Source organism: Methylomarinovum tepidoasis, assembly GCF_030294985.1.
GTDB lineage: Bacteria > Pseudomonadota > Gammaproteobacteria > Methylococcales > Methylothermaceae > Methylohalobius > Methylohalobius tepidoasis.
Genome location: NZ_AP024718.1, coordinates 1458556 through 1481437 on the forward strand (window position 1 = coordinate 1458556; position 22882 = coordinate 1481437).

Annotated in this window: 22 protein-coding genes, 2 tRNA genes and 3 rRNA genes; 17 read left to right on the plus strand and 10 right to left on the minus strand. The window is 63.1% G+C overall.

Going from position 1 to position 22882, the window contains the following annotated elements; translation table 11 throughout:
* Window positions 1-45: 45 nt before the first annotated feature.
* From MIN45_RS07375 to MIN45_RS07400, 6 genes are read right to left on the minus strand one after another with little or no spacing between them, the layout of a single operon-like run.
* Window positions 46-912, minus strand: coding sequence for a vWA domain-containing protein (locus MIN45_RS07375; protein WP_286291315.1), 867 nt, complete (start codon window positions 910-912; stop codon window positions 46-48).
* The gene (locus MIN45_RS07380) at window positions 909-1460 is read right to left on the minus strand and encodes an MxaK protein (RefSeq protein ID WP_286291316.1); all 552 of its coding nucleotides are present in this window, start codon (window positions 1458-1460) and stop codon (window positions 909-911) included. Before MIN45_RS07380 ends, MIN45_RS07375 begins: the two co-directional genes overlap by 4 nt.
* Window positions 1439-2437, minus strand: a complete 999-nt coding sequence (locus tag MIN45_RS07385) for a vWA domain-containing protein (RefSeq protein ID WP_286291318.1) — start codon at window positions 2435-2437, stop codon at window positions 1439-1441. Before MIN45_RS07385 ends, MIN45_RS07380 begins: the two co-directional genes overlap by 22 nt.
* Window positions 2425-3303: a hypothetical protein gene (locus tag MIN45_RS07390; protein WP_286291319.1), complete on the minus strand. Its 879-nt coding sequence runs from the start codon at window positions 3301-3303 to the stop codon at window positions 2425-2427. The genes MIN45_RS07385 and MIN45_RS07390 overlap by 13 nt, the downstream gene beginning before the upstream one ends.
* Window positions 3294-4130 carry a DUF58 domain-containing protein gene (locus tag MIN45_RS07395; RefSeq protein ID WP_286291320.1) on the minus strand — a complete coding sequence of 279 codons (837 nt, stop codon included), beginning with the start codon at window positions 4128-4130 and terminating at the stop codon, window positions 3294-3296. Before MIN45_RS07395 ends, MIN45_RS07390 begins: the two co-directional genes overlap by 10 nt.
* Window positions 4130-5149, minus strand: a complete 1020-nt coding sequence (locus tag MIN45_RS07400) for an AAA family ATPase (RefSeq protein WP_286291321.1) — start codon at window positions 5147-5149, stop codon at window positions 4130-4132. Before MIN45_RS07400 ends, MIN45_RS07395 begins: the two co-directional genes overlap by 1 nt.
* Window positions 5150-5591: 442 nt before the next feature.
* Between MIN45_RS07400 and MIN45_RS07405 the strand changes: the two genes are divergently transcribed.
* The 15 genes from MIN45_RS07405 (at window position 5592) to MIN45_RS07475 (ending at window position 16732) form a co-directional block, all read left to right on the plus strand.
* A 16S ribosomal RNA gene (locus MIN45_RS07405) occupies window positions 5592-7135 on the plus strand.
* A 115-nt stretch (window positions 7136-7250) separates the two neighbouring features.
* A tRNA-Ile gene (locus tag MIN45_RS07410) sits at window positions 7251-7327 on the plus strand.
* A 5-nt stretch (window positions 7328-7332) separates the two neighbouring features.
* Window positions 7333-7408: transfer RNA gene (locus MIN45_RS07415), tRNA-Ala, on the plus strand.
* Between the two features lie 71 nt (window positions 7409-7479).
* A 23S ribosomal RNA gene (locus MIN45_RS07420) occupies window positions 7480-10384 on the plus strand.
* A 64-nt stretch (window positions 10385-10448) separates the two neighbouring features.
* Window positions 10449-10563 (plus strand): 5S ribosomal RNA (rrf, locus tag MIN45_RS07425).
* The 16S, 23S and 5S rRNA genes sit together here with 2 tRNA genes alongside, the layout of an rRNA operon.
* A 324-nt stretch (window positions 10564-10887) precedes the next feature.
* Window positions 10888-11457, plus strand: a complete 570-nt coding sequence (rimI, locus tag MIN45_RS07430; protein WP_286291322.1) for a ribosomal protein S18-alanine N-acetyltransferase — start codon at window positions 10888-10890, stop codon at window positions 11455-11457.
* A gap of 224 nt (window positions 11458-11681) precedes the next feature.
* On the plus strand, window positions 11682-12398 hold the full coding sequence (gene minC / locus MIN45_RS07435) for a septum site-determining protein MinC (protein ID WP_286291323.1): 717 nt from the start codon (window positions 11682-11684) through the stop codon (window positions 12396-12398).
* A gap of 43 nt (window positions 12399-12441) precedes the next feature.
* Window positions 12442-13254, plus strand: coding sequence for a septum site-determining protein MinD (gene minD / locus MIN45_RS07440; protein WP_286291324.1), 813 nt, complete (start codon window positions 12442-12444; stop codon window positions 13252-13254).
* Between the two features lie 4 nt (window positions 13255-13258).
* The gene (gene minE / locus MIN45_RS07445) at window positions 13259-13546 is read left to right on the plus strand and encodes a cell division topological specificity factor MinE (RefSeq protein WP_286291325.1); all 288 of its coding nucleotides are present in this window, start codon (window positions 13259-13261) and stop codon (window positions 13544-13546) included.
* 5 nt (window positions 13547-13551) lie between these two features.
* Complete coding sequence (locus MIN45_RS07450) at window positions 13552-13770, plus strand: winged helix-turn-helix domain-containing protein (RefSeq protein ID WP_286291327.1); 219 nt, start codon at window positions 13552-13554, stop codon at window positions 13768-13770.
* Between the two features lie 30 nt (window positions 13771-13800).
* On the plus strand, window positions 13801-14406 hold the full coding sequence (locus MIN45_RS07455) for a hypothetical protein (RefSeq protein WP_286291328.1): 606 nt from the start codon (window positions 13801-13803) through the stop codon (window positions 14404-14406).
* Window positions 14407-14519: 113 nt separating this feature from the next.
* Window positions 14520-15242: a DUF1538 domain-containing protein gene (locus MIN45_RS07460; RefSeq protein WP_286291329.1), complete on the plus strand. Its 723-nt coding sequence runs from the start codon at window positions 14520-14522 to the stop codon at window positions 15240-15242.
* Window positions 15230-15967 (plus strand): DUF1538 domain-containing protein, encoded by a 738-nt coding sequence (locus MIN45_RS07465; protein ID WP_286291330.1) that lies wholly within the window; start codon window positions 15230-15232, stop codon window positions 15965-15967. The genes MIN45_RS07460 and MIN45_RS07465 overlap by 13 nt, the downstream gene beginning before the upstream one ends.
* A 3-nt stretch (window positions 15968-15970) precedes the next feature.
* Entirely contained in the window at window positions 15971-16321 is a 351-nt protein-coding gene (locus MIN45_RS07470) for a P-II family nitrogen regulator (protein ID WP_286291331.1), read from the plus strand.
* Window positions 16322-16732 carry a CBS domain-containing protein gene (locus MIN45_RS07475; protein ID WP_286291332.1) on the plus strand — a complete coding sequence of 137 codons (411 nt, stop codon included), beginning with the start codon at window positions 16322-16324 and terminating at the stop codon, window positions 16730-16732. It begins immediately after the preceding gene.
* Window positions 16733-16734: 2 nt separating this feature from the next.
* Here MIN45_RS07475 and MIN45_RS07480 read toward each other — a convergent pair whose 3' ends face one another.
* The 3 genes from MIN45_RS07480 to MIN45_RS07490 are packed head-to-tail and all read right to left on the minus strand — an operon-like array spanning window position 16735 to window position 19662.
* On the minus strand, window positions 16735-17178 hold the full coding sequence (locus tag MIN45_RS07480; protein WP_286291333.1) for a universal stress protein: 444 nt from the start codon (window positions 17176-17178) through the stop codon (window positions 16735-16737).
* A gap of 60 nt (window positions 17179-17238) precedes the next feature.
* On the minus strand, window positions 17239-19131 hold the full coding sequence (locus tag MIN45_RS07485) for an ATP-binding cassette domain-containing protein (protein WP_286291335.1): 1893 nt from the start codon (window positions 19129-19131) through the stop codon (window positions 17239-17241).
* Complete coding sequence (locus MIN45_RS07490; RefSeq protein ID WP_286291337.1) at window positions 19132-19662, minus strand: gamma carbonic anhydrase family protein; 531 nt, start codon at window positions 19660-19662, stop codon at window positions 19132-19134.
* Between the two features lie 58 nt (window positions 19663-19720).
* Between MIN45_RS07490 and MIN45_RS07495 the strand changes: the two genes are divergently transcribed.
* Window positions 19721-20293 carry a LemA family protein gene (locus tag MIN45_RS07495; protein ID WP_286291338.1) on the plus strand — a complete coding sequence of 191 codons (573 nt, stop codon included), beginning with the start codon at window positions 19721-19723 and terminating at the stop codon, window positions 20291-20293.
* Window positions 20293-21198, plus strand: coding sequence for a GIDE domain-containing protein (locus MIN45_RS07500; RefSeq protein WP_286291339.1), 906 nt, complete (start codon window positions 20293-20295; stop codon window positions 21196-21198). The genes MIN45_RS07495 and MIN45_RS07500 overlap by 1 nt, the downstream gene beginning before the upstream one ends.
* On the opposite strand, the gene MIN45_RS07505 is transcribed toward MIN45_RS07500, so the two are convergent.
* Entirely contained in the window at window positions 21164-22852 is a 1689-nt protein-coding gene (locus MIN45_RS07505; protein ID WP_286291340.1) for a hypothetical protein, read from the minus strand. The two genes, MIN45_RS07500 and MIN45_RS07505, sit on opposite strands and share 35 nt — an antisense overlap.
* Window positions 22853-22882: the final 30 nt, after the last annotated feature.

A 22882-nucleotide genomic window follows, 5' to 3' on the forward strand; every position in this document is an offset into this window, starting at 1 on the left:
GCGGTAATGGGCTCCTTTTGAGTATGGTGGCAAAGCAGGGCAGCGTCAAACCAGGGTCGCCAGCGCCAGGGCCAGGGCGAGCCCGATCAGCCAGGGCCGCAGCGGTAGGGCGGTGGGCCGGATCTCGGCGGTTTCGGGACGGTTCAGGGCTTCGGTCAGCGCTTGCGGGGTGGTGAGGCGGTGATAGCGGAGTCCGGTCAATCCGGCCAGTTGCCGCAGCTCGTCCTCGTGCAGGCGGGACAGCAACAGCCCTTCGCGTTCCCGGCGGATCTGGCGCACGAAACGGGGCGATTGCACCGAACGGGGCAGATCGGCGCGGCGCCAGTAGCCGGTCAGGCGTCCTTCCAGGTCCAGCTTGGGGATGGGCGCCGGTACCAGGCCGCCGACGCCCACGATCCAGCCCTTCACCTGGCCGGGCTTGCCCCGGAACGGCGGTTGCCGGGCGGTGGCGGGGACGGGATCGCCGTCGGTGAAGAAGATCACCCCGCTTTTCAAGGCCCTGGCGGTGCGTACCGCATCGAACAGGCCGTAGGCGATGTAGCTGTCGGCGGCCCAGGCGCTGCGCCAGTCGATGGCGCGCAGGGCATCCCGCAGGGCGGCGCCGTGGGCGCAGATCTCCAGCGGCGTCAGCAATACGTGGGCGTTCTTGTGGGTGAAGATCGCCAGTCCCAGTTCCGTGCCGCAGGGCAGCGCCATCAGGGCCTGCTCCAGGGACACCTTGACGAAACCGATGCGGTCGTTGGGCAGACCGGGCCGGTGATAGTCGCGGGTGTTCATGCTCTGGGTGATGTCGACCACGGCGAGGTAGCGGTGCACCGGCCGCGGCAGGGTCCAGCGGGGGTCGAAAGCGGCGGTCGCCAGCGATGCCAGGGCGGCCAGCCACAGCCAGAAGCGCCAGCCCGGCCGCCTCATGGTCCCCCCTTGGGCATCCCCGGCAGGGTGGCGAACACGCTCTGTTTGTGGCCGCGCCATTTGGATGGCTGGCGTTCCCGCGGCGGCGGCTGGATGCGCAGCGCGTATTCCAGATTGTAGGCGGCGTCGAGATCGTCCGGCGCGAGGCGGACCGCGGCCCGCAGGTGTTCCCGCGCCAATCCCAGCAGAGTGACGACATGGGAATAGTCCCACACCCCGGCGCGGTGCCAGCGTGCCGCCGCCTGCTGCAGGTACAGGGTGCCGAGATTGTAGTGGAGCCGGGCTTGCAACGGGGGCTCTGCCGCCGGTAGCAGGCGGGTGTAGATCCGTACCGCCTGCTGCCACTTTCCCTGTGCCGCCAGACGGTTGGCTTTGGCGGCGAGCAGGCGGGGATCGCTGAGCCGCCCGGTATCGAGTTGTTCCAGCCGGGGCAACAGGTGGTCGTATCGCCAGTCCCGGTACAGCCGCCAGCCCTCCCAGCCGATGGCCGTCACGGTCGCGGTCAGGGCCAGTCCCAGCAGGACGGTCAGGATCTCGGTTCGAGCCATCGGTCGATCTCCAGTGCGTGCCACAGCAGCAGCGGCAGTCCCAGTATCAATGCCAGGACGATGGCCCAGGGGGTCAGGTCGCGCCGGGGCAGGATCTCAAAATAACGCAGCGGGCGGTTCTCCAGCCGTCCTACGGTTTCGATGGCCTGGGCCAGGGCGGCCGGGTTGTCGGCCTCGAACACCTGATAGGGAACGCCGAGAGTCTGGAAGAACTGGTGGATGAAATATTCCGGGGTCGAGGTCTCCGACAGATTGCGTTTGGGGGGATGCAGGACGCTGATGCTGCGGGGATTGCGCAGATAGATCCAGTACAGGCGGACGCCCAGATCCTGAAACGCCCGCCGCAGTCGTTCCTGGGTGTCGGCCTCGATGTGGGTGCCGCCGTCGGACACCAGCAGAATCACCCGGGCTCCCGTGGCCGGCTGGCGGCCGAATTCCAAAAGCGCCATCATCAGCCCGGGGGCGATGTTGGTGACCCCCCGCCCCCGGGTTCCCAGCGCCTCGATCGCCGCTTCGACGGCGCGCCGGTCCTGGGTCAGGGACAGGACGTGGACCGGGGCGGTGCTGAAGGCGACCAGGGCGAACAGGTCCTGGGGACGATGGCGGACGAATTCCCGCAGCAGCCGGCGGGCGGCGGCGCTCTTGCTGCCCTGGGCGTCACCGCTCAGGTAATGGCCGGAGAAATCCTCGTTCATGCTGCTGCTGCGGTCGATGGTGAGGACGATGTGCGCCCCCCGGCCCAGACGCGGCACCTTTTGGGCCTTGAGATAAGGTCCGGCCAGGGCGATGGCCAGGGTGGCCACAAAGGCTGCCGTCAGCAGGCGGCGCACACCGGCCAGGTACGAGAAGCGTTCTTCCCGGGGCATCCAGGCCAGGGCCGGATAGGGGATGGGATGGCGACCGCCATAAACCGAAGGAATCAACGCCAGTGCCAGGGCGGCCAGCCACAGGGGATGGGAGAAGCCTAGGAGCGACATCGTTTCTCCGCTTGCAAGCAGGCCAGGTAAAGGGCCTCGATCCGGGCCGGATCGGGCCTGTGGGACGTGGCGGCGAAGAAGATCCGCCGGGACAGGCGGAAGAAGTCCTGCAACGCCTGTCGCTGTGCCGCGAATGCCGGTTGCCTGCGGCAGAAGTCGTCCAACTGGTGGGCGAACAGGGCGTGGCCGGCGCTTTCATCCAGCGCCCGGTGGAACAGCTGCAAAGCGGTGACGGTGTCCCCCGCGCCGAGGGCGCGACGGAATTTGCGCCAGCGGCGTGCGAACGGCGGTCGTTGCCATGGCAGCCAACGCCGGTGCCAGGCCAGGATCAGAAGCAGCGTCGTCAGCAGCAGGCCCAGCCCGGCCAGCCGCCAGTGGTGGGGGGAAAGCGGTGCGGGCGGCGGTTGCCACGGCGGGCGCAGGGCGACCTGGTTTTCCGGCTGGGTGATATCGGTGAGGGCGGCCACCGTGAACGGCCACACGGGTGCGGTGACGGTCTGGATCGTTCGATCTTCGGGGCCCTGGAAGCGCAGCGTCAGCGGCGGCAGCGCCCAGTGTAGGGATTCTTTGGGGTTGGGAAAGATCTGGTAGGTGATGTCGATCTGGTAGCGGCGGCCGCCATCGACCTTGCGGGTCTGCCAAGCGATGTGGCGGATTTCGAGCCAGTCGCCGAGGAGGGTGGTGGGCGGCAGCGAGGCCGGGTCCAGATGCCAGGGAGCCGGGGCGAAGAGGTCGAGGTGTTGCGTCAGCAGCGAGCCGACCCGGTGACCGAACGGCGGCGGCGTCCGGCGTTCCAGCAGGATCTGGGGGACAGCGGCGGCCAGAACGCCGGGCACGAGCAGGAGGAAGAACAGGATCAGGCGCATGTTTCCAGAAAGTAGCGACTGAAGGATTGGGGACAAAAGGCATCCGTAACGAAAAAAGGTGGTCTTCCGTGGCGGCGGCAGACGCCGGTCAGCTGGCGGCGGCGGTGCTCGAAAGCCTGCTGCAGCCGGATACCGCTGCGGGGATGAAGCAGCCGGCCCTGGCGCTGGCCGCTTTCCGGCTCCCGCAGCTTGGCCCAGCCCCAGCGGACAGGCGGCGTCCATTCCTGACTGAGCCACAACACGACCGGTACGACATCGTGGGGCCGGAGGTGTTCCAGCAGGGATTCGAGGGTTTTCAGCGGGAAATGGAAATCGCTCAGAAGAAAGACCAGCGCCTTGTGGCTGCCGGCCAATGCAGTCAGCCTTGGGGCGGCCGCCAGGCCGGGCCCCTCGAAGCGGGTCTGTCGTAGTTGCCGGGGCAGGTCCAGCGCCAGGCCACGGTGGCGCCGCGGCGGATGATGGATGGCGGGACGGCCGGCGCCGCTCAGGCCGATGAAGCCGAACGGATCGCCGGTGCGGTAGGCGGAATAGGCAATGGCGGCACCGATCCGAGTCAGCAGTCGCGGTTTGTGTCCCACGCGCATCGAGGCCGACAGGTCGGCGATGGCGACTACCGGAATCAGGCTGGTTTGCAGGAACTGACGCACCTTGAACTCCCCGAAGGGATCGCACAGGCTGGCGCGGATGTCCAGATGGCGCGGGTCGGCGCCGCTGTGCAGAGGGGTGTGGCCGTGGAATTCGTAACCGCCACCGGGAGCGCGGCTGTGGTGGTGGCCCGGATGGGCGCTGCCGGCACGCCAGGGAATGCGGTAGTGGAACTCGTCCATCAGGGAGCGGCGATCTGGGCGAGAATGGCCTGGGTCAGCCGGGGAACGAGCTGCTCCCGCTGGAGTTCGTACACCGGCGTCAGGAAGATGCGGTGGCCGATGACTTCGTGAAACAGCGCCTGGATGTCCTCCGGGATGAGGTAATCGCGGTCGTCGAGCCAGGCGTGGACCCGGGCCGCCCGCAGCAGCATGCTCATGCCCCGGGCGCTGGCGCCGGCCAGAACCAGCTCGTCCATGTCCACGCCGTCCAGCCGGACGCCGTAATCCTGCGGGCGCCGGGTCGCCTGCCACAGTTCCAGGGCATAGGTCTGGAGTGCCGGGCTGGCCTGGATGGAAGTCTGGATCTGCGGCGCCAGTGTGGCGATTTCCCGATAAGGCACCACCGCCTCGGGCAGCTGCGCGATCAGCGCGTCCACCTGGTGGAAGCGGGGGTCGAACATCAGCGCCATACGCAGTTCGGGATCTTCAGGCAGTTCGATGCGCAGCTCCATCAGAAAGCGGTCGCGGGCGGCGGAGGGCATTTCGAAGGTTTCCTCCTTTTCCACCCGGTTGCGGTCGGCGAACACCTGCAAATAGGGAAAGGCATAGGTGCGATTGAAGGCGGAAACGCTGCGCTCGGCCATCACCCGCAATAATAGGGAATGGACCTGGGGGCGGGCGCGATTGACCTCGTTGAAGAAGAAGATCGACAGTGCCTCGCCATGCTTGAGCAGCGGGCCGGGATCGACCCGGGGCTTGCCGTCCTCCCCGATGTAGGTATGGTAGATGAGGTCGTTGGGCATCAGGTCGATGGTTCCCTCGATGCGCTCGTAGGCCCCGCCCAGCGTCCGGGCGACGGCGCGCAACAGCGTGGTCTTGCCCACACCCACGTCGCCCTCGAGCATCACATGGCCGCGGGCGAACAGGGCGACGGTGATCTTTGCGACAGGATCTTCCTGGCCGATGACCGCCTGGTTGATCGCATTCTGAAGCTGCAAGGCCCGCTGACGCCAATCGGCAAGCAATTCGGCTGAGGTCATGATGTCCATCCAGGTGGCTCGAACGCGCGCCATTAAGCGGCATCCGGCAGGCCTCTGTCAACCTGAAAGAAATTGCGGGCAGGTGTTGACTGCCGGAGCATTTGTTTTTAGAATGGCCAGCTCGTTCGGGACAGGGAGTTCCGCAAGGATTAAAAACCGCTTGACGTTTTGTTCACAGGGATGTAAGATGCTTGGCTCTTCTGGCGGGATGGCTGGGAGGTATTTTCAGGGAAGGGAACTTGTTGGCTGAGTGGGAGTCTCAGCCGTTGCGCCTCGGGAGGAGGTGGCTTGGAGAAGGGATTTGGGTCCGGGTGTTGACACAGGGAGTGGGTGTGATAGAATTGTCTTTCTCGCTTCGGCGGGCAGTTCTTTAAAAAACAGATCGAATCATCCGTGTGGGTCCTTGATCGAGTCGTCCGGGCGGAAGAGAAAATTTCTGCTTTGGATGAAGAGTTTGATCATGGCTCAGATTGAACGCTGGCGGCAGGCCTAACACATGCAAGTCGAGCGGTAACAGGCCCTTCGGGGTGCTGACGAGCGGCGAACGGGTGAGTAACGCGTGGGAACCTACCCCTCGGTGGGGGATAACCCGGGGAAACCCGGGCTAATACCGCATACGCTCTACGGAGGAAAGCGGGGGACCTCTTCGGAGGCCTCGCGCCGAGGGATGGGCCCGCGTCCTATCAGCTAGTTGGTGAGGTAACGGCTCACCAAGGCGACGACGGGTAGCTGGCCTGAGAGGGTGGCCAGCCACACTGGGACTGAGACACGGCCCAGACTCCTACGGGAGGCAGCAGTGGGGAATCTTGGACAATGGGCGCAAGCCTGATCCAGCCATGCCGCGTGAGGGAAGAAGGCCTGCGGGTTGTAAACCTCTTTCGGCAGGGACGAAGGGCCCTGGGGTTAATACCCTCGGGGTTTGACGTTACCTGCAGAAGAAGCACCGGCTAACTCCGTGCCAGCAGCCGCGGTAATACGGAGGGTGCTAGCGTTAATCGGAATTACTGGGCGTAAAGCGTCCGTAGGCGGTCTGCTCAGTCTGATGTGAAAGCCCCGGGCTTAACCTGGGAATTGCATTGGATACTGGCAGACTAGAGTCTGGTAGAGGGTGGTGGAATTCCCGGTGTAGCGGTGAAATGCGTAGATATCGGGAGGAACACCAGTGGCGAAGGCGGCCACCTGGACCAAGACTGACGCTGAGGGACGAAAGCGTGGGGAGCAAACAGGATTAGATACCCTGGTAGTCCACGCCCTAAACGATGTCGACTAGCCGTTGGGTCCGATTGGGGCTTAGTGGCGCAGCTAACGCGATAAGTCGACCGCCTGGGGAGTACGGCCGCAAGGTTAAAACTCAAATGAATTGACGGGGGCCCGCACAAGCGGTGGAGCATGTGGTTTAATTCGATGCAACGCGAAGAACCTTACCTGCCCTTGACATCCCCGGAACCCTGCCGAGAGGCGGGGGTGCCTTCGGGAACCGGGTGACAGGTGCTGCATGGCTGTCGTCAGCTCGTGTCGTGAGATGTTGGGTTAAGTCCCGTAACGAGCGCAACCCCTGTCCTTAGTTGCCAGCGGTTCGGCCGGGCACTCTAAGGAGACTGCCGGCGATAAGCCGGAGGAAGGCGGGGATGACGTCAAGTCATCATGGCCCTTATGGGCAGGGCTACACACGTGCTACAATGGCCGGTACAGAGGGCAGCGAAGGGGCGACCCGGAGCGAATCCCAGAAAGCCGGTCGTAGTCCGGATTGCAGTCTGCAACTCGACTGCATGAAGCTGGAATCGCTAGTAATCGCGGATCAGCAATGCCGCGGTGAATACGTTCCCGGGCCTTGTACACACCGCCCGTCACACCATGGGAGTCGGCTGCACCAGAAGCCGGTAGCCTAACCCTTCGGGGAGGGCGCCGTCCACGGTGTGGTCGATGACTGGGGTGAAGTCGTAACAAGGTAGCCGTACCGGAAGGTGCGGCTGGATCACCTCCTTACTATTTTGCCCGGGCGGCTCGGTCTAGGGCCCACACGGATGATTCGACAAAGTCTGTCGGTGGTGCCAGGAGGCAGGAAATTCCAGGACGGAAAGGGCGACAGACCGAAGTTTATGGGTCTGTAGCTCAGTTGGTTAGAGCGCACCCCTGATAAGGGTGAGGTCGGTGGTTCAAATCCACCCAGACCCACCAGGATTGGGGCCATAGCTCAGCTGGGAGAGCGCCTGCCTTGCACGCAGGAGGTCGGGAGTTCGATCCTCCCTGGCTCCACCAAGGATAGATCTTTAACAATTTGGGTAAAACTGTACACTGTATCGATGTTCCTAGACCCTTTTGGGTTATAGGGTCAAGCGACTAAGCGCATACGGTGGATGCCTAGGCGGTAGGAGGCGATGAAGGACGTGGTAGCCTGCGATAAGCCTCGGGGAGCTGGCAAACAAGCTTCGATCCGGGGATTTCCGAATGGGGAAACCCGGCCCTCTATAGAGGGTCATCCCGGCTTCGGCCGGGAGGCGAACCCAGGGAACTGAAACATCTAAGTACCTGGAGGAAAAGAAATCAACCGAGATTCCCTCAGTAGCGGCGAGCGAACGGGGAACAGCCTGGCACGATTTAGCCAACGCCCTAGTGGAACGGTCTGGAAAGTCCGACCTAAGAGGGTGATAGTCCCGTACACGAAAGGGCGTTGGTGGAACTAAGCGTGCGAACAAGTAGGGCGGGACACGTGTTATCCTGTCCGAAGATGGGGGGCCCACCCTCCAAGGCTAAATACTCCCTACCGACCGATAGTGAACCAGTACCGTGAGGGAAAGGCGAAAAGAACCCCGGAGAGGGGAGTGAAATAGAACCTGAAACCGTATGCGTACAAGCAGTCGGAGCCCGCTTCGGCGGGTGACGGCGTACCTTTTGTATAATGGGTCAGCGAGTTACTCTCAGTGGCAAGGTTAACCGTCGTAGGGGAGCCGTAGGGAAACCGAGTCTGATAAGGGCGCCAAGTCGCTGGGAGTAGACCCGAAACCGGGCGATCTACCCATGGCCAGGGTGAAGGTGGGGTAAAACCCACTGGAGGCCCGAACCGGTTGGTGTTGCAAAACCATCGGATGAGCTGTGGGTAGGAGTGAAAGGCTAAACAAGCTCGGAGATAGCTGGTTCTCCCCGAAAACTATTGAGGTAGTGCCTCGTGTGGACACTTCCGGGGGTAGAGCACTGTTTCGGTTGGGGGCCCCATCTAGGGGTACCCCGCCGAGGCAAACTCCGAATACCGGAAAGTGATGCACGGGAGACAGACGGCGGGTGATAAGGTCCGTCGTCGAGAGGGAAACAGCCCAGACCGCCAGCTAAGGTCCCTAAATCACCGCTAAGTGGGAAACGATGTGGGAAGGCCCAGACAGCCAGGAGGTTGGCTTAGAAGCAGCCACCCTTTAAAGAAAGCGTAATAGCTCACTGGTCGAGTCGGCCCGCGCGGAAGATGTAACGGGGCTCAAGCGGTGTACCGAAGCTGCGGATCTGCCCTTCGGGGCAGGTGGTAGGGGAGCGTTCCGTAAGCCTGCGAAGGTGTGTCGAAAGGCATGCTGGAGGTATCGGAAGTGCGAATGCTGACATGAGTAACGTTAAAGGGGGTGAAAAACCCCCTCGCCGAAAGCCCAAGGTTTCCTGCGCAACGCTAATCGGCGCAGGGTTAGTCGGCACCTAAGGCGAGGCCGAAAGGCGTAGTCGATGGAAAACCGGTTAATATTCCGGTACCTGCCGTGACTGCGATGGGGTGACGGAGAAGGCTAGGCGCAGCCGGGTGACGGACGTCCCGGTCCAAGCGTGTAGGGGGTGGCTCCAGGCAAATCCGGAGCCACGTCAACCCCGAGACGTGATGGGGAGCCCCTTTAGGGGCGAACTGGCCGATGCCATGCTTCCAAGAAAACCCTCTAAGCTTCAGGTCACGGGAGGCCGTACCGCAAACCGACACTGGTGGGCGGGGCGAGAAGCCCAAGGCGCTTGAGAGAACCCGGGTGAAGGAACTAGGCAAAATGGCACCGTAACTTCGGGAGAAGGTGTGCCCGCGTCAGGTGTAGGCCCTCGCGGCCGAAGCCGAGGCGGGTTGCAGTGACCAGGGGGCTGCGACTGTTTACCAAAAACACAGCACTCTGCAAACGCGCAAGCGGACGTATAGGGTGTGACGCCTGCCCGGTGCCGGAAGGTTAAGGGATCCGGTCATCCTTCGGGAGAAGCCGGTGAACGAAGCCCCGGTAAACGGCGGCCGTAACTATAACGGTCCTAAGGTAGCGAAATTCCTTGTCGGGTAAGTTCCGACCTGCACGAATGGCGTAACGATGGCCCCACTGTCTCCACCCGGGACTCAGTGAAGTTGAAATCGCTGTGAAGATGCAGTGTACCCGCAGCAAGACGGAAAGACCCCGTGAACCTTTACTACAGCTTTACGCTGGATGCTGGGCTTGCCTGTGTAGGATAGGTGGGAGGCTGTGAAGCCAGGGCGCCAGCCCTGGTGGAGCCGCCCTTGAAATACCACCCTGGCAAGTCTGGTGTTCTAACCCAGGGAAGTCATCCTTCCCGGGGACAGCGTATGGCGGGTAGTTTGACTGGGGCGGTCTCCTCCTAAAGGGTAACGGAGGAGCACGAAGGTACCCTCAGCGCGGTCGGAAATCGCGCGGTGAGTGCAAGGGCACAAGGGTGCTTGACTGCGAGACCGACGGGTCGAGCAGGTGCGAAAGCAGGTCCTAGTGATCCGGTGGTTCTTCGTGGAAGGGCCATCGCTCAACGGATAAAAGGTACTCCGGGGATAACAGGCTGATACCACCCAAGAGTTCATATCGACGGTGGTGTTTGGCACCTCGATGTCGGCTCATCTCATCCTGGGGCTGAAGCCGGTCCCAAGGGTATGGCTGTTCGCCATTTAAAGAGGTACGCGAGCTGGGTTCAGAACGTCGTGAGACAGTTCGGTCCCTATCTGCTGTGGGCGTTGGAGACTTGAGGGGAGCTGCTCCTAGTACGAGAGGACCGGAGTGGACGGACCTCTGGTGGTCCGGTTGTCACGCCAGTGGCACAGCCGGGTAGCTAAGTCCGGACGGGATAACCGCTGAAAGCATCTAAGCGGGAAGCCTCCCCCAAGATGAGGTCTCCCAGGACCCTTTGAGGTCCCTGAAGGGCCGTTCAAGACCAGGACGTTGATAGGCCGGGTGTGGAAGCCCAGCAATGGGTGAAGCTGACCGGTACTAATTGCCCGTGAGGCTTGACCCTATAACACCAAAGGGGTCTGGGACGTCGATCCAAAACACGTGTACAGTTTTGCCAACCCGTTTTGCCTGGCGGCCATAGAGCGCTGGAACCACCCGATCCCATCCCGAACTCGGCAGTGAAACAGCGCTTCGCCGATGATAGTGGAGCAACCGCTCCGTGAAAGTAGGACACCGCCAGGCCCCAAACACCAAAAACCCCCATCCAATACCCTGGATGGGGGTTTTGTTTACTGTGAAAGCCGACGGTAAGAAAAAAGCCCGCTACAGCGGGCTGTTGTTATTCTTATTGTTGATGTCTTCGATCGCCTGACGCGATAGCATGACAGTTGTTATTGTTATTATCGGCTCAGGGCTCCTCCTCTTTGACGCATCGGGTGCGCTCGTTCCCTGAAGCACGGGAAAAGTCTACCGGAAACACAGGGCCAAGTCTAAGCGAACCCTGGTTTTTTTTCCGGGACATTTAGATAAAAAATAAATAACAATATAATCCTGGAGACGAATGGGATGGTGGAACTTTTTCAAGTTGTCAGACGATGGTGGGAACGCGACCCCCAAAAGGCGTTTTACGCCCGATTTTGTCCGGATACGCTTGCTGAAGTGGAAATCCGTCCCATGAAAAAGCGGGACCTGAAGGCTGTAGCCGCGATAGAGGCATCGGCTTATCAGTTCCCCTGGTCGTCGAACATCTTCAAGAACTGCTTGAAGACGGGCTATTCCTGCTGGGTCGCCGAGGCTTACGGAGAGATCGTCGGCTATGGCATCCTTTCCCTGGGTGTCGGCGAGGCGCACGTCATGAACTTGTGTGTCGCCCCTGACAAGCAGGGACAGGGGTATGGGCGGAAACTGCTGGAACATTTGATCGTGGTGGCCGAGAAGGAGGCGGAGATGATATTTTTGGAAGTGCGCCCGAGCAACGAGCCCGCGATCCGTTTGTATCATCGCCTGGGTTTCAACGAGGTCGGCCGGCGCAAAGACTACTATCCCGCTGGGGATGGCAAGCGGGAAGATGCGCTCATATTGGCACGCTCGTTGATTCCTTCCCAATCCAAAAATGCCCCTGAAGGAGGGAGGTAAGGCTCAAGCCCCTGATTTTGTCCCTGGAGAGGCCGGTGATCTTCATCAGGTAAGCGGCCCTTGTTGGGTGGCATACCGGAAACGGTACAGCCTGTCGGAGATCCAGCCATGGATCAGGTATCTTCTTCAGGCTCATGTGTCATTGGAAGAGGCCGGCGTTTAACCTTCCTGGGGGATGATGCTACAATCCACCGACATTCTACCGTCGCCGCTTCCGCGCACCTATGACCACAGATACCCATGCCCATCAGCCCGCCGTGGAGATCAAGGGGACGGCGGTCACGCTTCCCGTACTGTCCCTGCGCAGTGGCGACATGGCAGCCGTGATGGCCCAGTTGCAACAGCATCTGGCCAAAGCGCCGGAGTTTTTCTGCAGGGCCCCGGTGGTCGTCGACGTCAGCCGGCTGCCGGCAGGCGAGTCTCTCGATCTGGCCCAGCTTGTCACCCAGCTGCGGGCGTTGGCGCTGATCCCCGTGGTGCTGCGTGGTGGGGAAGCATCACTGCAAGCGCAGGCAATTTCCTGCCAGATGGCGGTGCTGCCTTCCGGCCCGATTCCGGAAACCAGCACTGAGCCTGCTCCCAGGGCCAAACCGGCGCCTGCCGAACCCCCTTCCCTGCACCGGGCCATGTGGGTGGAGCAACCGGTCCGTTCCGGCCAGCGTATCTACGCCCGGGGCACCGATCTGATCGTGACCGCTTCGGTGGGGTATGGGGCGGAAATCATGGCCGACGGCCATATCCATGTCTACGGGACGCTGCGGGGTCGGGCGCTGGCCGGAGTGCAGGGGGATACCGAGTGCGCCATCTTCTGTCGGGATCTGCAGGCGGAGTTGGTGTCCATTGCCGGCCATTACCAAGTCAGTGAACAGCTGGATGAGGTGCGTGGCAAATCGGTGCGAATCCGACTCCAGGGGACATCCCTGATCGTCGAACCTTTTTGAGTTTTGAACCAGACGGGCAGATCGCTTCAGGAGGATACCTAACGTGGCAAGAATCATCGTGGTCACTTCGGGCAAGGGTGGGGTCGGCAAGACCACCACGTCCGCTTCTCTGGCCATGGGGCTGGCCTTGCGCGGACATCGCACGGCGGTGATCGACTTCGATGTCGGCCTGCGCAACCTGGACCTGATCATGGGTTGCGAGCGCCGGGTCGTCTATGACTTCGTCAACGTCATCAACGGCGAGGCTAGCCTGCGCCAGGCGCTGATCCGCGACAAACGCTGCGACAATCTTTACATCCTGCCGGCCTCCCAGACCCGGGACAAGGAGGCGCTGACCAAGGAGGGTGTCGGCCAGGTGCTGGAGGAGATGGCGGAAGAATTCGACTATGTGATCTGCGATTCCCCCGCCGGGATCGAGAAGGGCGCCTATCTGGCGATGTATTACGCCGACGACGCCATCGTGGTGAGCAATCCGGAGGTTTCCTCGGTCCGCGACGCCGACCGCATGGTCGGCATTCTGGCGAGCAAATCGCGCCGTGCCGAACTGGGCGAGGAACCGATCAAGGAGCATCTGCTCCTGACCCGCTACGATCCCCGCCGGGTCGAGAAGGGGGAAATGCTCAGCGTCGACGATGTCCTGGAGATTCTGGCGCTGCCGCTGCTGGGCGTCGTCCCCGACTCCAAGGCGGTGCTCAATGCCTCTAACGAAGGAGTGCCGGTGATTCTCCATGAGGACAGCGACGCCGGTCAGGCCTACCGTGATGCGGTGGCCCGCTATCTGGGGGAGGAAGTGCCACACCGCTTCATCCGTCCGGAGAAGAAGGGGCTGTTGGGCCGCCTGTTTAGGGGAGGGTAAGATCATGGGCTTGTTGAATTATTTCCGCTCGTCGCGCCCCAAGAGCGCTCAGGTGGCCAAGGAGCGTCTGCAGATTCTGGTCGCCCATGAGCGCAAACTGCGCGATGCCCCCAGTTACCTGCCGCAGATGCAGCAGGAGATCCTGGCGGTCATCCGCAAATACGTCGCCGTGGACGACGATGCCATCTCCATTCAGATGGAGCAGGACGCCGAACACGAAATTCTCGAAGTCAACATCGTCCTGCCGGAAGACGGGACCGGTGGCAAGGTTCATTCACAGCCGTTGAGGTGAGCAGTATGGCGAAGCTGAAACAGTCCCGGGGGGAGGAAATCGGTCTGGCGGCCGGCGAGATCTGGCGTTACCTGAACCAGTATGGTGAGGCCAGTCCGTCCAAACTGGCATCGGCCACCGGCCTGAGCGCCAAGGAAGTGCAGCGGGCCATCGGCTGGCTGGCGCGGGAAGGGAAGCTTATCATAGAGACGGACGGCCGGACGGAGATTTTCCGCCTGGCCTGAGTCCCGACAAAAACAGAGAGGAGGAGTGTTATGCGCAAGACATTGTTAAGCTTGGTCATCGCCGCGTCGATGACGGGAACGGCCGCCTGGGCCGCGGAAGACAGCGTGGACGCCGGTGGCGTGCGCCTGAAGATCCGCCCCCAGACCCAGGGGCAGCAGGCTCCCGTGCAGGGTGGTATGAACATGCAGCAGGGAGGTGGCATGGGTATGCAGGGCGGCGGTATGATGGGCGGCAACATGATGGGGATGATGCGGCAGTTCCATCAGAAAGTGCTGGCTCGCCTGGAGGCGATCGAGAAGAAAATCGACCACCTGGGTGAGGAAATGGATCACACCCAGGAGGAAATCGATCATATCTTCAAGGAGCGGGAGAAGGAATCCCATCAGCAGCTCAAGGAGATTGAGGAAAAACTCAAGCATATGAGCAAAGAGATCGACCACATCCTTGCTGAGCGGGAAAAGGAATCCCACAAACAGCTTGCGGCCATCGCCGAAAAACTGGACCACATGGGCAAGGAGATCGACCACATTCTCAAGGAGCGGGAGAAGGAATCCCATCAGCGTCTCGAAGCCATCGAGAACAAGTTGGAGCACATCTTGCGGGAGGAGGAACGGGAAGTGCACCCCGGCCGCTGAATTTTCCCAGTATCGAATTCGCACCCGGCGCCCCGCTTTTGCGGGGCGTTTTTGTTACCATCGAATTGGAGATCGTCTATTGGTAAGGAGGATTTGCCATCGGCCGTGCCTTCTTGCGTCAGCTGCTTGCCAGCGCCTTCGATTTGGCGCCGGTACTGCTCGTCATCCTCCTGTTCCAAGTGGGGGTGGTGCGTCAGCCCCTGCCGGATCTGGCCGGTTTGCTCGCCGGCATCGGCCTGACCGTGACGGGACTGACCTGTTTCGTGCTCGGTCTGGAACAGGCCCTGTTTCCCCTGGGGGAATCGATGGCCTATGCCTTCGCCCGCAAGGGTAGCCTGTTCTGGCTCTGCGTCTTCGCCTTTTGTCTCGGTTTTGCCACCACGGTTGCGGAACCGGCGCTGATCGCCGTGGCCGGGCAGGCGGCGGAAATTGCCACCGCCGGCGGGTTGATCGCTGCTTCCCCGGCGGCGCAGGCCGGTTACGCCCTCGGTTTGCGGCTGGCGGTGGCGCTGGCGGTGGGTGTGGCGCTGGTGATCGGGGTGTTGCGCATCGTTTACGGCTGGTCGCTGGCGCGGCTGATGATCCTGGGATATCTGGCGGTGATGGCGGTGACCGGCCTGGCCCCGGCGGAGATCATCGGCATCGCCTACGATTCCGGCGGTGTGACCACCTCCACCATTACCGTGCCGCTGGTGACGGCTCTGGGCGTGGGGCTGGCCCATTCGATCCGGGGGCGCAATCCCCTGGTGGACGGTTTCGGTCTGATCGCCTTCGCCTCCCTGACGCCGATGATCTTCGTCATGCTTTACGGGATCGGAATGCGATGGCTTGGTTGAAGGATCTGCTGGGGGCGATGACCGACCTCATGCCGATTGCGGTCACCATCGGGGTGTTCCAGCTTGGGGTCATTCACCGCCCGCTGCCCCAGTGGCGCCGGCTGCTGGGCGGTTTGGCGCTGGTGGTGGTCGGCATGGCCTTGTTTCTACGCGGGCTGGAGTCGGCCCTGTTTCCGCTGGGTGAATTGATGGCCCGCCAGCTCACCGGTTCTGGCTTCATTGAACCGGCGAGGGGGGCGCTGGCCTACGATTGGGTGTATGCGTTTGCCTTTTGCCTGGGTTTCGCCACCACCCTGGCGGAACCGGCCCTCATCGCCGTGGCCCTCAAAGCCCAGGAAATCTCCGGTGGCGCCATCCATGCCTGGGGGTTGCGCCTGGCGGTGTCGCTGGGGGTGGCCATCGGGCTGGTGCTGGGGGCTTACCGCATCGTCAGCGGCGCCAGCCTGTTCGTCTTCATCGTCGGCGGTTATGCGGTGGTGGTGCTGCAGACCGTATTCGCGCCCCGGTCGATCGTCGGTCTGGCCTACGATTCCGGGGGCGTGACCACCTCGACGGTGACCGTGCCGCTGGTCACGGCCCTGGGGCTGGGGTTGGCCCGGGCGGTGCCGGGGCGGGACGTGCTGGTGGACGGTTTCGGCCTGATCGCCTTCGCCAGCCTGTTTCCGATCATGACCGTGCTGGGGTATGCTCAACTGGCCGAATGGTCGGCACGACGAGGACATTGATCCATGCGTTTCAAACTGATCGTAGTGTTCGTGGAGGACGACAAGACCGAGCTGGTGCTCGAAACCGCACGGGAGTATGGCGCCACCGGGGCTACCGTCATTACCAACGCCCGCGGCGAGGGAACGGTGCGTCCGCGCACCTTCCTGGGATTGAGTCTGGAAAGCCAGCGCGACGTGGTGCTGATGCTGGTGGAGCAGCACCTGAGCCGCACCATCCTGGAGGCGGTCGCACGGGCGGCGGAGTTCGACGACACGCCGGGAACCGGCATCGCTTTTCAGATCGACGTGGAAGATGCCGTGGGTGTGCGCCATCAGGTGGAGAAGCTGGTGCCCCTGATCGAAGGAGAGATCTGAATGAACGAGATCCGAACCATCATCCGGGTGCGCGACATCATGCGCACCGACTTCGGCACAATCGACGGCATCGCCACCGTGGACGAGGCTCTGCGGACCATGAAACGGCTCAAGACCTCAGTGTTGCTGGTGAACAGGCGCCATGAGGACGACGAGTACGGCCTCATCACCTCCGCCGACATCGCCCGTCACGTGCTCGCCCGGGATCGCTCTCCCGAACGGGTCAACGTCTACGAGGTGATGGAGAAGCCGGTGATCACAATCCACCCGGACATGGACATCCGCTACTGTTCGCGCTTGTTCGCCCGCTACAGTCTGGTGCGCGCCCCGGTGATCGAGAACCGGGTGGCGATCGGCATGGTGAGCCCCAATTCCCTGGTGCTCGACGGCCTGTATCAGCTGCTGAAATAGACTCAGTCCTCCTTCAGCCGCACTGCCAGCACGTCGCACTTGGCGTGGTGGATGACGCTGGAGGCGGTCGAACCCAGCAGGATTCCCAGCCCCCGGCGGCTGTGGGAGCCGACCACGATCAGATCGACACCTTCCTCTTCGGCGACGCGGACGATTTCCACCCTGGGACTGCCGACTTCGACCCAGCGCCGCTTCGGCGGTACCCCCAGGGTTTCGCCCATCTTGTCGAGCTTTTCCTTGGAGGCGGCGATCAGTTGTTCGGTGATGTCGGTGTCGAAAGGAATGATGGGGCCGTAGATGGAGTCGGTTACCGGTAGATTGTCCACCACGTGGAGGAGACTGAGCTTTGCCTGGTAGCGCTCGGCCAGGTCCCGGGCGCGTTCGGCGACCAGTTCCCCATGTTCGGAAAAGTCGGCGGCGATGAGAATGTGCTGATACGGCTGCATGGAGCTTCCTCCTCGAGGGTTTCGGGATGGGGAAATCATAACAGAGCGGTCGTCCCGGCGTCAGGCCAGGGTCCGGCGGGCCTGTTCCAGCTTTTCCTCCGCTGCCAACCAGGCCGCTTCGGCCTCGGTCAGCCGCCTGTCGATCTCCCCCTTGCGCTTGAGCAGGGTTTGCAGCCGTTCCCGGGCGTCTTCCTGGTATAGACCCGGATCGGCCAGCTGCGCTTCCAGCTCGGCCTGTTCGGCGCTGAGGCGTTCATAATCGGCCTCGGCCTTTTCCAGGGCCTGTTTGAGGGGCTGAAGCTGTTGGCGGCGGCGGGCTTCCTCACGGCGCAGGTCCCTACGGGAGGGTGCGGTGCGCTGGGGTTTGGGGGCGTCGCTCAGGCTGCGCTGCTGCAGCAGCCAGCGGCGGTAGTCTTCCAGATCACCGTCGTAGGGGCGTACCCGGCCGTCGGCCACCAGCCAGAAGCGGTCGGTGGTGGTGCGCAGCAGATGGCGGTCGTGGGATACCAGCACCAAAGCCCCTTCGTAGTCCTGCAAACTTAAGGTGAGGGCGTGACGCATCTCCAGGTCGAGGTGATTGGTGGGTTCGTCCAGCAGCAACAGGTTGGGGCGTTGATAGACGATCAGTCCCAGGGCGAGTCGGGCCTTCTCGCCACCGGAGAAAGTCGCCACTGGGGTGGTGGCGCGCTCGCCGCTGAAGCCGAAGCCGCCCAGAAAGGCGCGCAGCCGCTGTTCCTCGGCACTGCGGTCGAGGCGCTGCAGGTGTTCCAGGGCGGTACGATCCGGGTCGAGTTGCTCCAGCTGGTGCTGGGCGAAGTAGCCGATCTTCAGGTGCTCGGCGGTTTCCAGTTCGCCCGCTAGGGGCGCCAGTCGGCCCGCCAGGGTCTTGATCAGGGTGGACTTGCCGGCGCCGTTGGGACCGAGCAGGCCGATGCGATCGCCGGGGTCGAGATGGAAGTCCACCTCGCGCAGGATGGTACGCTCGGGATAACCGGCGCGCACCCGCTCCAGCCGCAGCAGGGGGAAGGGCAGGTATTCGGGACGCCGGAGGCGGAACCGGAAAGGGGAGTCCACGTGGGCCGGGGCGATTTCTTCCAGGCGTTCGAGCATCTTGATCCGGCTCTGGGCCTGGCGGGCCTTGGTGGCCTTGGCGCGGAAACGGTTGACGAACTGCTGCAGGCGCTGGCGTTCCTGTTGCTGGCGTCGCCAGGCGGCCTGCTGCTGGGCCAGGGTCTGGGCACGCAGTTTTTCGAAGGCGGAATAGTTGCCGCTGTAGTGGCGTACCTGACCGTGGTCGATGTGGAGGATGTGGTCGCAAGTCTCGTCGAGGAAGTCACGGTCGTGGGAAATCAGCAGCAGGGTGCCGGGATAACGGTTGAGCCATTCCTGCAGCCAGATCACCGCATCCAGGTCCAGGTGGTTGGTGGGTTCGTCCAGCAGCAACAGGTCGGAACGGCACATCAGGGTCTGGGCCAGGTTCAGGCGCATGCGCCAGCCGCCGGAAAATTCCGCCACCGGCCGCGACAAATCGTTCTGGGAGAAGCCGAAGCCGGCGAGCAGGCGGGCGGCCCGGGCTTTGGCCTGATAGCCGCCGATGGCTTCGAGGCGGGCGTGAAGCTCGGCCTGGCGCAGCCCGTCGCCGTCCGCCTCCGCTCGGCGCAGGTCGGTTTCCAGGCGGCGCAGCTCGCGGTCGCCGTCGAGGACGAATTCCAGCGCCGGACGCTCGAGGGCGGTGATTTCCTGGGACACGGCGGCGATCACCAGGTCGGGCGGCATCCGGATGTGGCCTCTGTCAGGCGTCAGTTCGCCGCAGATCAGGCCCAGCAGGCTGGACTTGCCGGCGCCGTTGGTCCCCACCAGGCCGGTCTTGTCGCCGCGCTGGACGGTGAAATCGGCGTGCTCGAACAGCAGCCGGGGGCCGCGGCGTAGGGAGACGTCATGGAAGCTGAGCATTTAGCTGGTCAGATAGCGGTTTTTCAGTTCCACGTAGTGGTCGGCGGAATAGCGCAGGAATTGCCGTTCCTGGTCGGTCAGGGGCCGCTGCGGGCGGGCCGGGCTGCCGACATAGACCTGGCCGGAAGTCAAGCGTTTCCCCGGCGGCACCAGGGCGCCGGCGCCGAGAATGACCTCTTCCTCCAGCACCGCCCCGTCCATGACGATGGCGCCGATGCCGATCAGGCAGCGGTCGCCGACGGTACAGCCGTGCAGCACGGCCCGGTGGCCGACGGTCACCTGCTGGCCGATCCGCAGCGCAAAGCCGCCGGGGCTGTAGGGGCTGTCGTGGGTGACGTGGAGGACGCAGGCGTCCTGGATGTTGCTGGCCCGGCCCACGTGGATGTGGTGGATGTCGCCGCGCAGCACCGCCTGGGGCCAGACGGAGACGTCATCGTCGAGATGGACGTCGCCGATGACCAGGGCGGTGTCGGCCACGTACACCCGCTGTCCGAAGTGGGGAACCTTGTCTTCGAAAGTCTGACGCTTCAAGGCGATCTCCTTGGGGCTATACTCGATATGAAGATCAACGATCATCGGGGAGCGTGCCATGCTCGTGTTTCTCGCCGTCCTGGCGGCGGCCATCATTATCGTGCTTGTTTACGGGATTGTCATTTACAACCGCCTGGTCGATCTCAAACACGCCGTCTCCCAGGCCTGGTCGAACATTCAGGTGCTGCTCAAACAGCGCCACGACGAACTGCCGAAACTGGTCGAGGTCTGCAAACGTTACATGAAGTTCGAGCAGGCCACCCTGGAAAAGGTGATGCAGGCACGCAACCGCGTGTTCCAGGCCCAGCGGCAGGGGGACCTGGAGCGGCTGGGGGCGGCCGAGGGCCAGCTGCGTCAGGGGCTGATGAACCTGTTCGCGGTGGCGGAGAACTACCCCGAGCTCAAGGCCGACCGCGCCTTCCGGCACCTGGAGAGCCGCATCACCGAGCTGGAGAACGCCATCGCCGACCGGCGGGAATTCTACAATGCCGCCGTCAACGCCAACAACGTTCGCATCGAGCAGTTTCCCGACGTGATTTTGGCTCGCTGGTTCAACTTCAAGCCCTTCGAACTGCTGCGTTTCGAGGCCGGCGAGATCCGCGACGTCGAGTTGAGCTCCCTGTTCGGCTGATGGCCGCCTTCGCCGCCTGGCTGCGGACTCTGCCGGCCTGGCAATTCTGGATTCTGATCATAGCCGCGGCCGTGGTGACGCTGGTCGCATTGTGGCTGGGCATTCGGAAGCTGCGTCTGGCGCGCCTGATCGAGGACACGCCGACCGCCCGCATTCGTTCCGCTCCCCAGGGATTCGTAGAACTGGTGGGGCGGGCGGTGATGCTCGAGGGGGAACCGGTCATCGCCCCGCTCAGCGGCAGATACTGCGTCTGGTACCGCTACCGGGTGGAGGCATGGCGTCAGGGATTCGGGCAGCGGGGCCGCTGGCGCGTAGTCGAAGAAGGCGAGAGCGAAGCGCTGTTCGCCCTGGAGGACGGCAGCGGCCGCTGCATCGTCGATCCGGCCGGGGCGCAGGTGGTAACGCACCACGAGAACACTTGGCGCAGCGACGAGCGGCTGCCGCCGGGTCACCACGATCCCTTCGGGGCCTATCGCTATCAGGAATGCCGGCTCGAAGCGGACGACCCGCTGTACGCTCTGGGCTGGTTTCAGACCCTCCGTGGGTCGGGGGAGGACAGCCTGAAGGCGGAAACCGCTAGCCTGCTGCGACGCTGGAAGGCCGACCGGGCGGCGCTGTTGCAGCGTTTCGACATCAACCGCGACGGCGAGATCGATCCGAAGGAATGGCGGCTGGTGCGCAAACAGGCGGAACGGACGGTGCTGCGCCAGCGCCTGCAGCGGCAGGCCCCGGCCGCGGTGAACCTCCTGCAGCGGCCCCCGCGGCGCGGTCAGCCTTATGTGCTTTCAAGTTATCCCCAGGCGTATTTGAGCCGGCGTTACCGCTGGCAGGGGTGGGGCGGGCTGCTGGTGTTCGTCCTGTTCGTCGCCTTCATTGCTTGGTGCCTGCCGCAGCGTCCAGTTTGACGCCCTCCAGGGTGAACAGATCGTAGGCCGTCGAGCCCTCAAGCCGCTGGCGCAGGTTGAAGGTAGCCTTGCGGTGGCGGGTGTAATAGATGTCCACCCACTGGCCGCGGCGCCAGGTCTGGGCTGGCGCCAACAGGCAGGTGTCGCGTTCGATGGCCGGTTGGGCCGGCGTCAGGACCGCCCAGCGGTATTGGGGTTCGGTTCCGTCCTCACCGATATCGGGAACGAAGCGGCTTGCAACCACCAGCTGGGCGTTGAAGCTCAGCAGCTCCACGCCCAGGGTGAGCGGGTGCTCGGGCTGTTGGTGGAGCCAGCGAATGGTGGCGATTTCCGGTTCCCTGTCCTCACGCAGGAGACTGAGAATTTCCCCTGGGCGCAGGTGGGGACAGGCCGAACCGTGCCAATACAGCCGGTAACCGCGAGCCGAGACGTCCACCACTTGGGCGGAAAATTCCGTGACGTCTTTCTGGGGGGTTATCACGGAATTTCCCCAGATGTCTTCCGGGCGGATCTGGGGTTTGTCTGCGTTCAGGCTGTGGAGTGCAGCCACTTCGGAATAACGCCTCTCATCGTCTTTTTCTCCGATGTCTAGAGGGGATTCCAGGGAGAAACCGGGTTCCGGTTCCAGCGTGACCGGCGTCCTCCGCATCAGTGCCTCGAGATCGGTGTCATGGTGTTTGCGGAGAAAGGCCACGAGATCATCCAGCCCGACGATGGTCTGACAGTTGCGCTGCTGGCGGCGCCGGAGCCAGCGGCGTTGTTTCGGGGCGCCTAGGGAATGGGCCAGTTGCAGGGCGAGCCGGCGGGACTGACCGAACGGCAGGGTTTCGACCCCACTGGGCTTCTCCGTTTTTACGTAATCCAACAGCTGCCGCGTCACCGGCTGGGTGAAAAGGAAACGGCGGTCTGCCCGGGGACGCTTGAGATCCGGCAGACGCTTGCAGGGGCGTGGCGGGGCTGGGTCGAGACAATCGAAGGCGAAACCGGCGCTCTGGTCCCGGTGGAGAGGGTCTGGGCGAATGATCAGGGAACGCCCGAACCGGCGCAGCAGGCGGTCGATCTGGCGCAGTTCCCGGGGGCGGAAGCGCGGTGGGTTGCAGATGGCGAAAAGGAACAGGACGTGCAGCGGTTCGCGGACCGGCTCGGCAGCAGGATGGAGCAGGAGTTCGTGGCGCTCGATCAGTTGAAAGAGATGATAGACCTTCTTCCAGAAGGCGGCGCCGGGCGGCGCATAGCTCTGGGCTCGGTGAAGACCGAGGCGGGCCAGCCAGTCTAGGGCGTGGTGCAGGATGGGCAGAACCGCCTCCGCCGAAGTGGGTGCGAGGGCCCAGGTATCGGCGAGCAGGGCGTAATTGCGGGCCATCAGTTCGCACAGATCCAACAGCAGTTGCGCTTTTTCCGCCTGGGTCGGGGGCAGGGGCAGGGGGGCATCGAACAGCTTTTCTTCAAGCGTGGCAGCGAGCGTCAGTAGATGCGGTTGATAGCATTGCAGCAGAAGCGCCCGTTGGTGCGGTACGAGAGGCTGTTCCACCAATTGGCATAGCTGTTCCCGCAGGCAGCGGGCCACCCGTGATGGATCCACCCAGGGTAAATCCTGAAGCCAGGTTTGCAGGGTTTGCGGTTCGAGCAGGGAAGACTCCGCCGGTATGGGCACGATGCGTTCCTCGGTGAAAGTTGTCACGTC

Excerpts from the sequence above, each read along its gene's own strand:
- MIN45_RS07375 (WP_286291315.1), bottom strand. The coding sequence starts at position 912 with ATGAGGCGGCCGGGCTGGCGCTTCTGGCTGTGGCTGGCCGCCCTGGCA.
- MIN45_RS07380 (WP_286291316.1), bottom strand. The coding sequence starts at position 1,460 with ATGGCTCGAACCGAGATCCTGACCGTCCTGCTGGGACTGGCCCTGACC.
- MIN45_RS07385 (WP_286291318.1), bottom strand. The coding sequence starts at position 2,437 with ATGTCGCTCCTAGGCTTCTCCCATCCCCTGTGGCTGGCCGCCCTGGCA.
- MIN45_RS07390 (WP_286291319.1), bottom strand. The coding sequence starts at position 3,303 with ATGCGCCTGATCCTGTTCTTCCTCCTGCTCGTGCCCGGCGTTCTGGCC.
- MIN45_RS07395 (WP_286291320.1), bottom strand. The coding sequence starts at position 4,130 with ATGGACGAGTTCCACTACCGCATTCCCTGGCGTGCCGGCAGCGCCCAT.
- MIN45_RS07400 (WP_286291321.1), bottom strand. The coding sequence starts at position 5,149 with ATGACCTCAGCCGAATTGCTTGCCGATTGGCGTCAGCGGGCCTTGCAG.
- rimI (WP_286291322.1), top strand. The coding sequence starts at position 10,888 with ATGGTGGAACTTTTTCAAGTTGTCAGACGATGGTGGGAACGCGACCCC.
- minC (WP_286291323.1), top strand. The coding sequence starts at position 11,682 with ATGACCACAGATACCCATGCCCATCAGCCCGCCGTGGAGATCAAGGGG.
- minE (WP_286291325.1), top strand. The coding sequence starts at position 13,259 with ATGGGCTTGTTGAATTATTTCCGCTCGTCGCGCCCCAAGAGCGCTCAG.
- MIN45_RS07450 (WP_286291327.1), top strand. The coding sequence starts at position 13,552 with ATGGCGAAGCTGAAACAGTCCCGGGGGGAGGAAATCGGTCTGGCGGCC.
- MIN45_RS07455 (WP_286291328.1), top strand. The coding sequence starts at position 13,801 with ATGCGCAAGACATTGTTAAGCTTGGTCATCGCCGCGTCGATGACGGGA.
- MIN45_RS07465 (WP_286291330.1), top strand. The coding sequence starts at position 15,230 with ATGGCTTGGTTGAAGGATCTGCTGGGGGCGATGACCGACCTCATGCCG.
- MIN45_RS07470 (WP_286291331.1), top strand. The coding sequence starts at position 15,971 with ATGCGTTTCAAACTGATCGTAGTGTTCGTGGAGGACGACAAGACCGAG.
- MIN45_RS07475 (WP_286291332.1), top strand. The coding sequence starts at position 16,322 with ATGAACGAGATCCGAACCATCATCCGGGTGCGCGACATCATGCGCACC.
- MIN45_RS07480 (WP_286291333.1), bottom strand. The coding sequence starts at position 17,178 with ATGCAGCCGTATCAGCACATTCTCATCGCCGCCGACTTTTCCGAACAT.
- MIN45_RS07485 (WP_286291335.1), bottom strand. The coding sequence starts at position 19,131 with ATGCTCAGCTTCCATGACGTCTCCCTACGCCGCGGCCCCCGGCTGCTG.
- MIN45_RS07495 (WP_286291338.1), top strand. The coding sequence starts at position 19,721 with ATGCTCGTGTTTCTCGCCGTCCTGGCGGCGGCCATCATTATCGTGCTT.
- MIN45_RS07500 (WP_286291339.1), top strand. The coding sequence starts at position 20,293 with ATGGCCGCCTTCGCCGCCTGGCTGCGGACTCTGCCGGCCTGGCAATTC.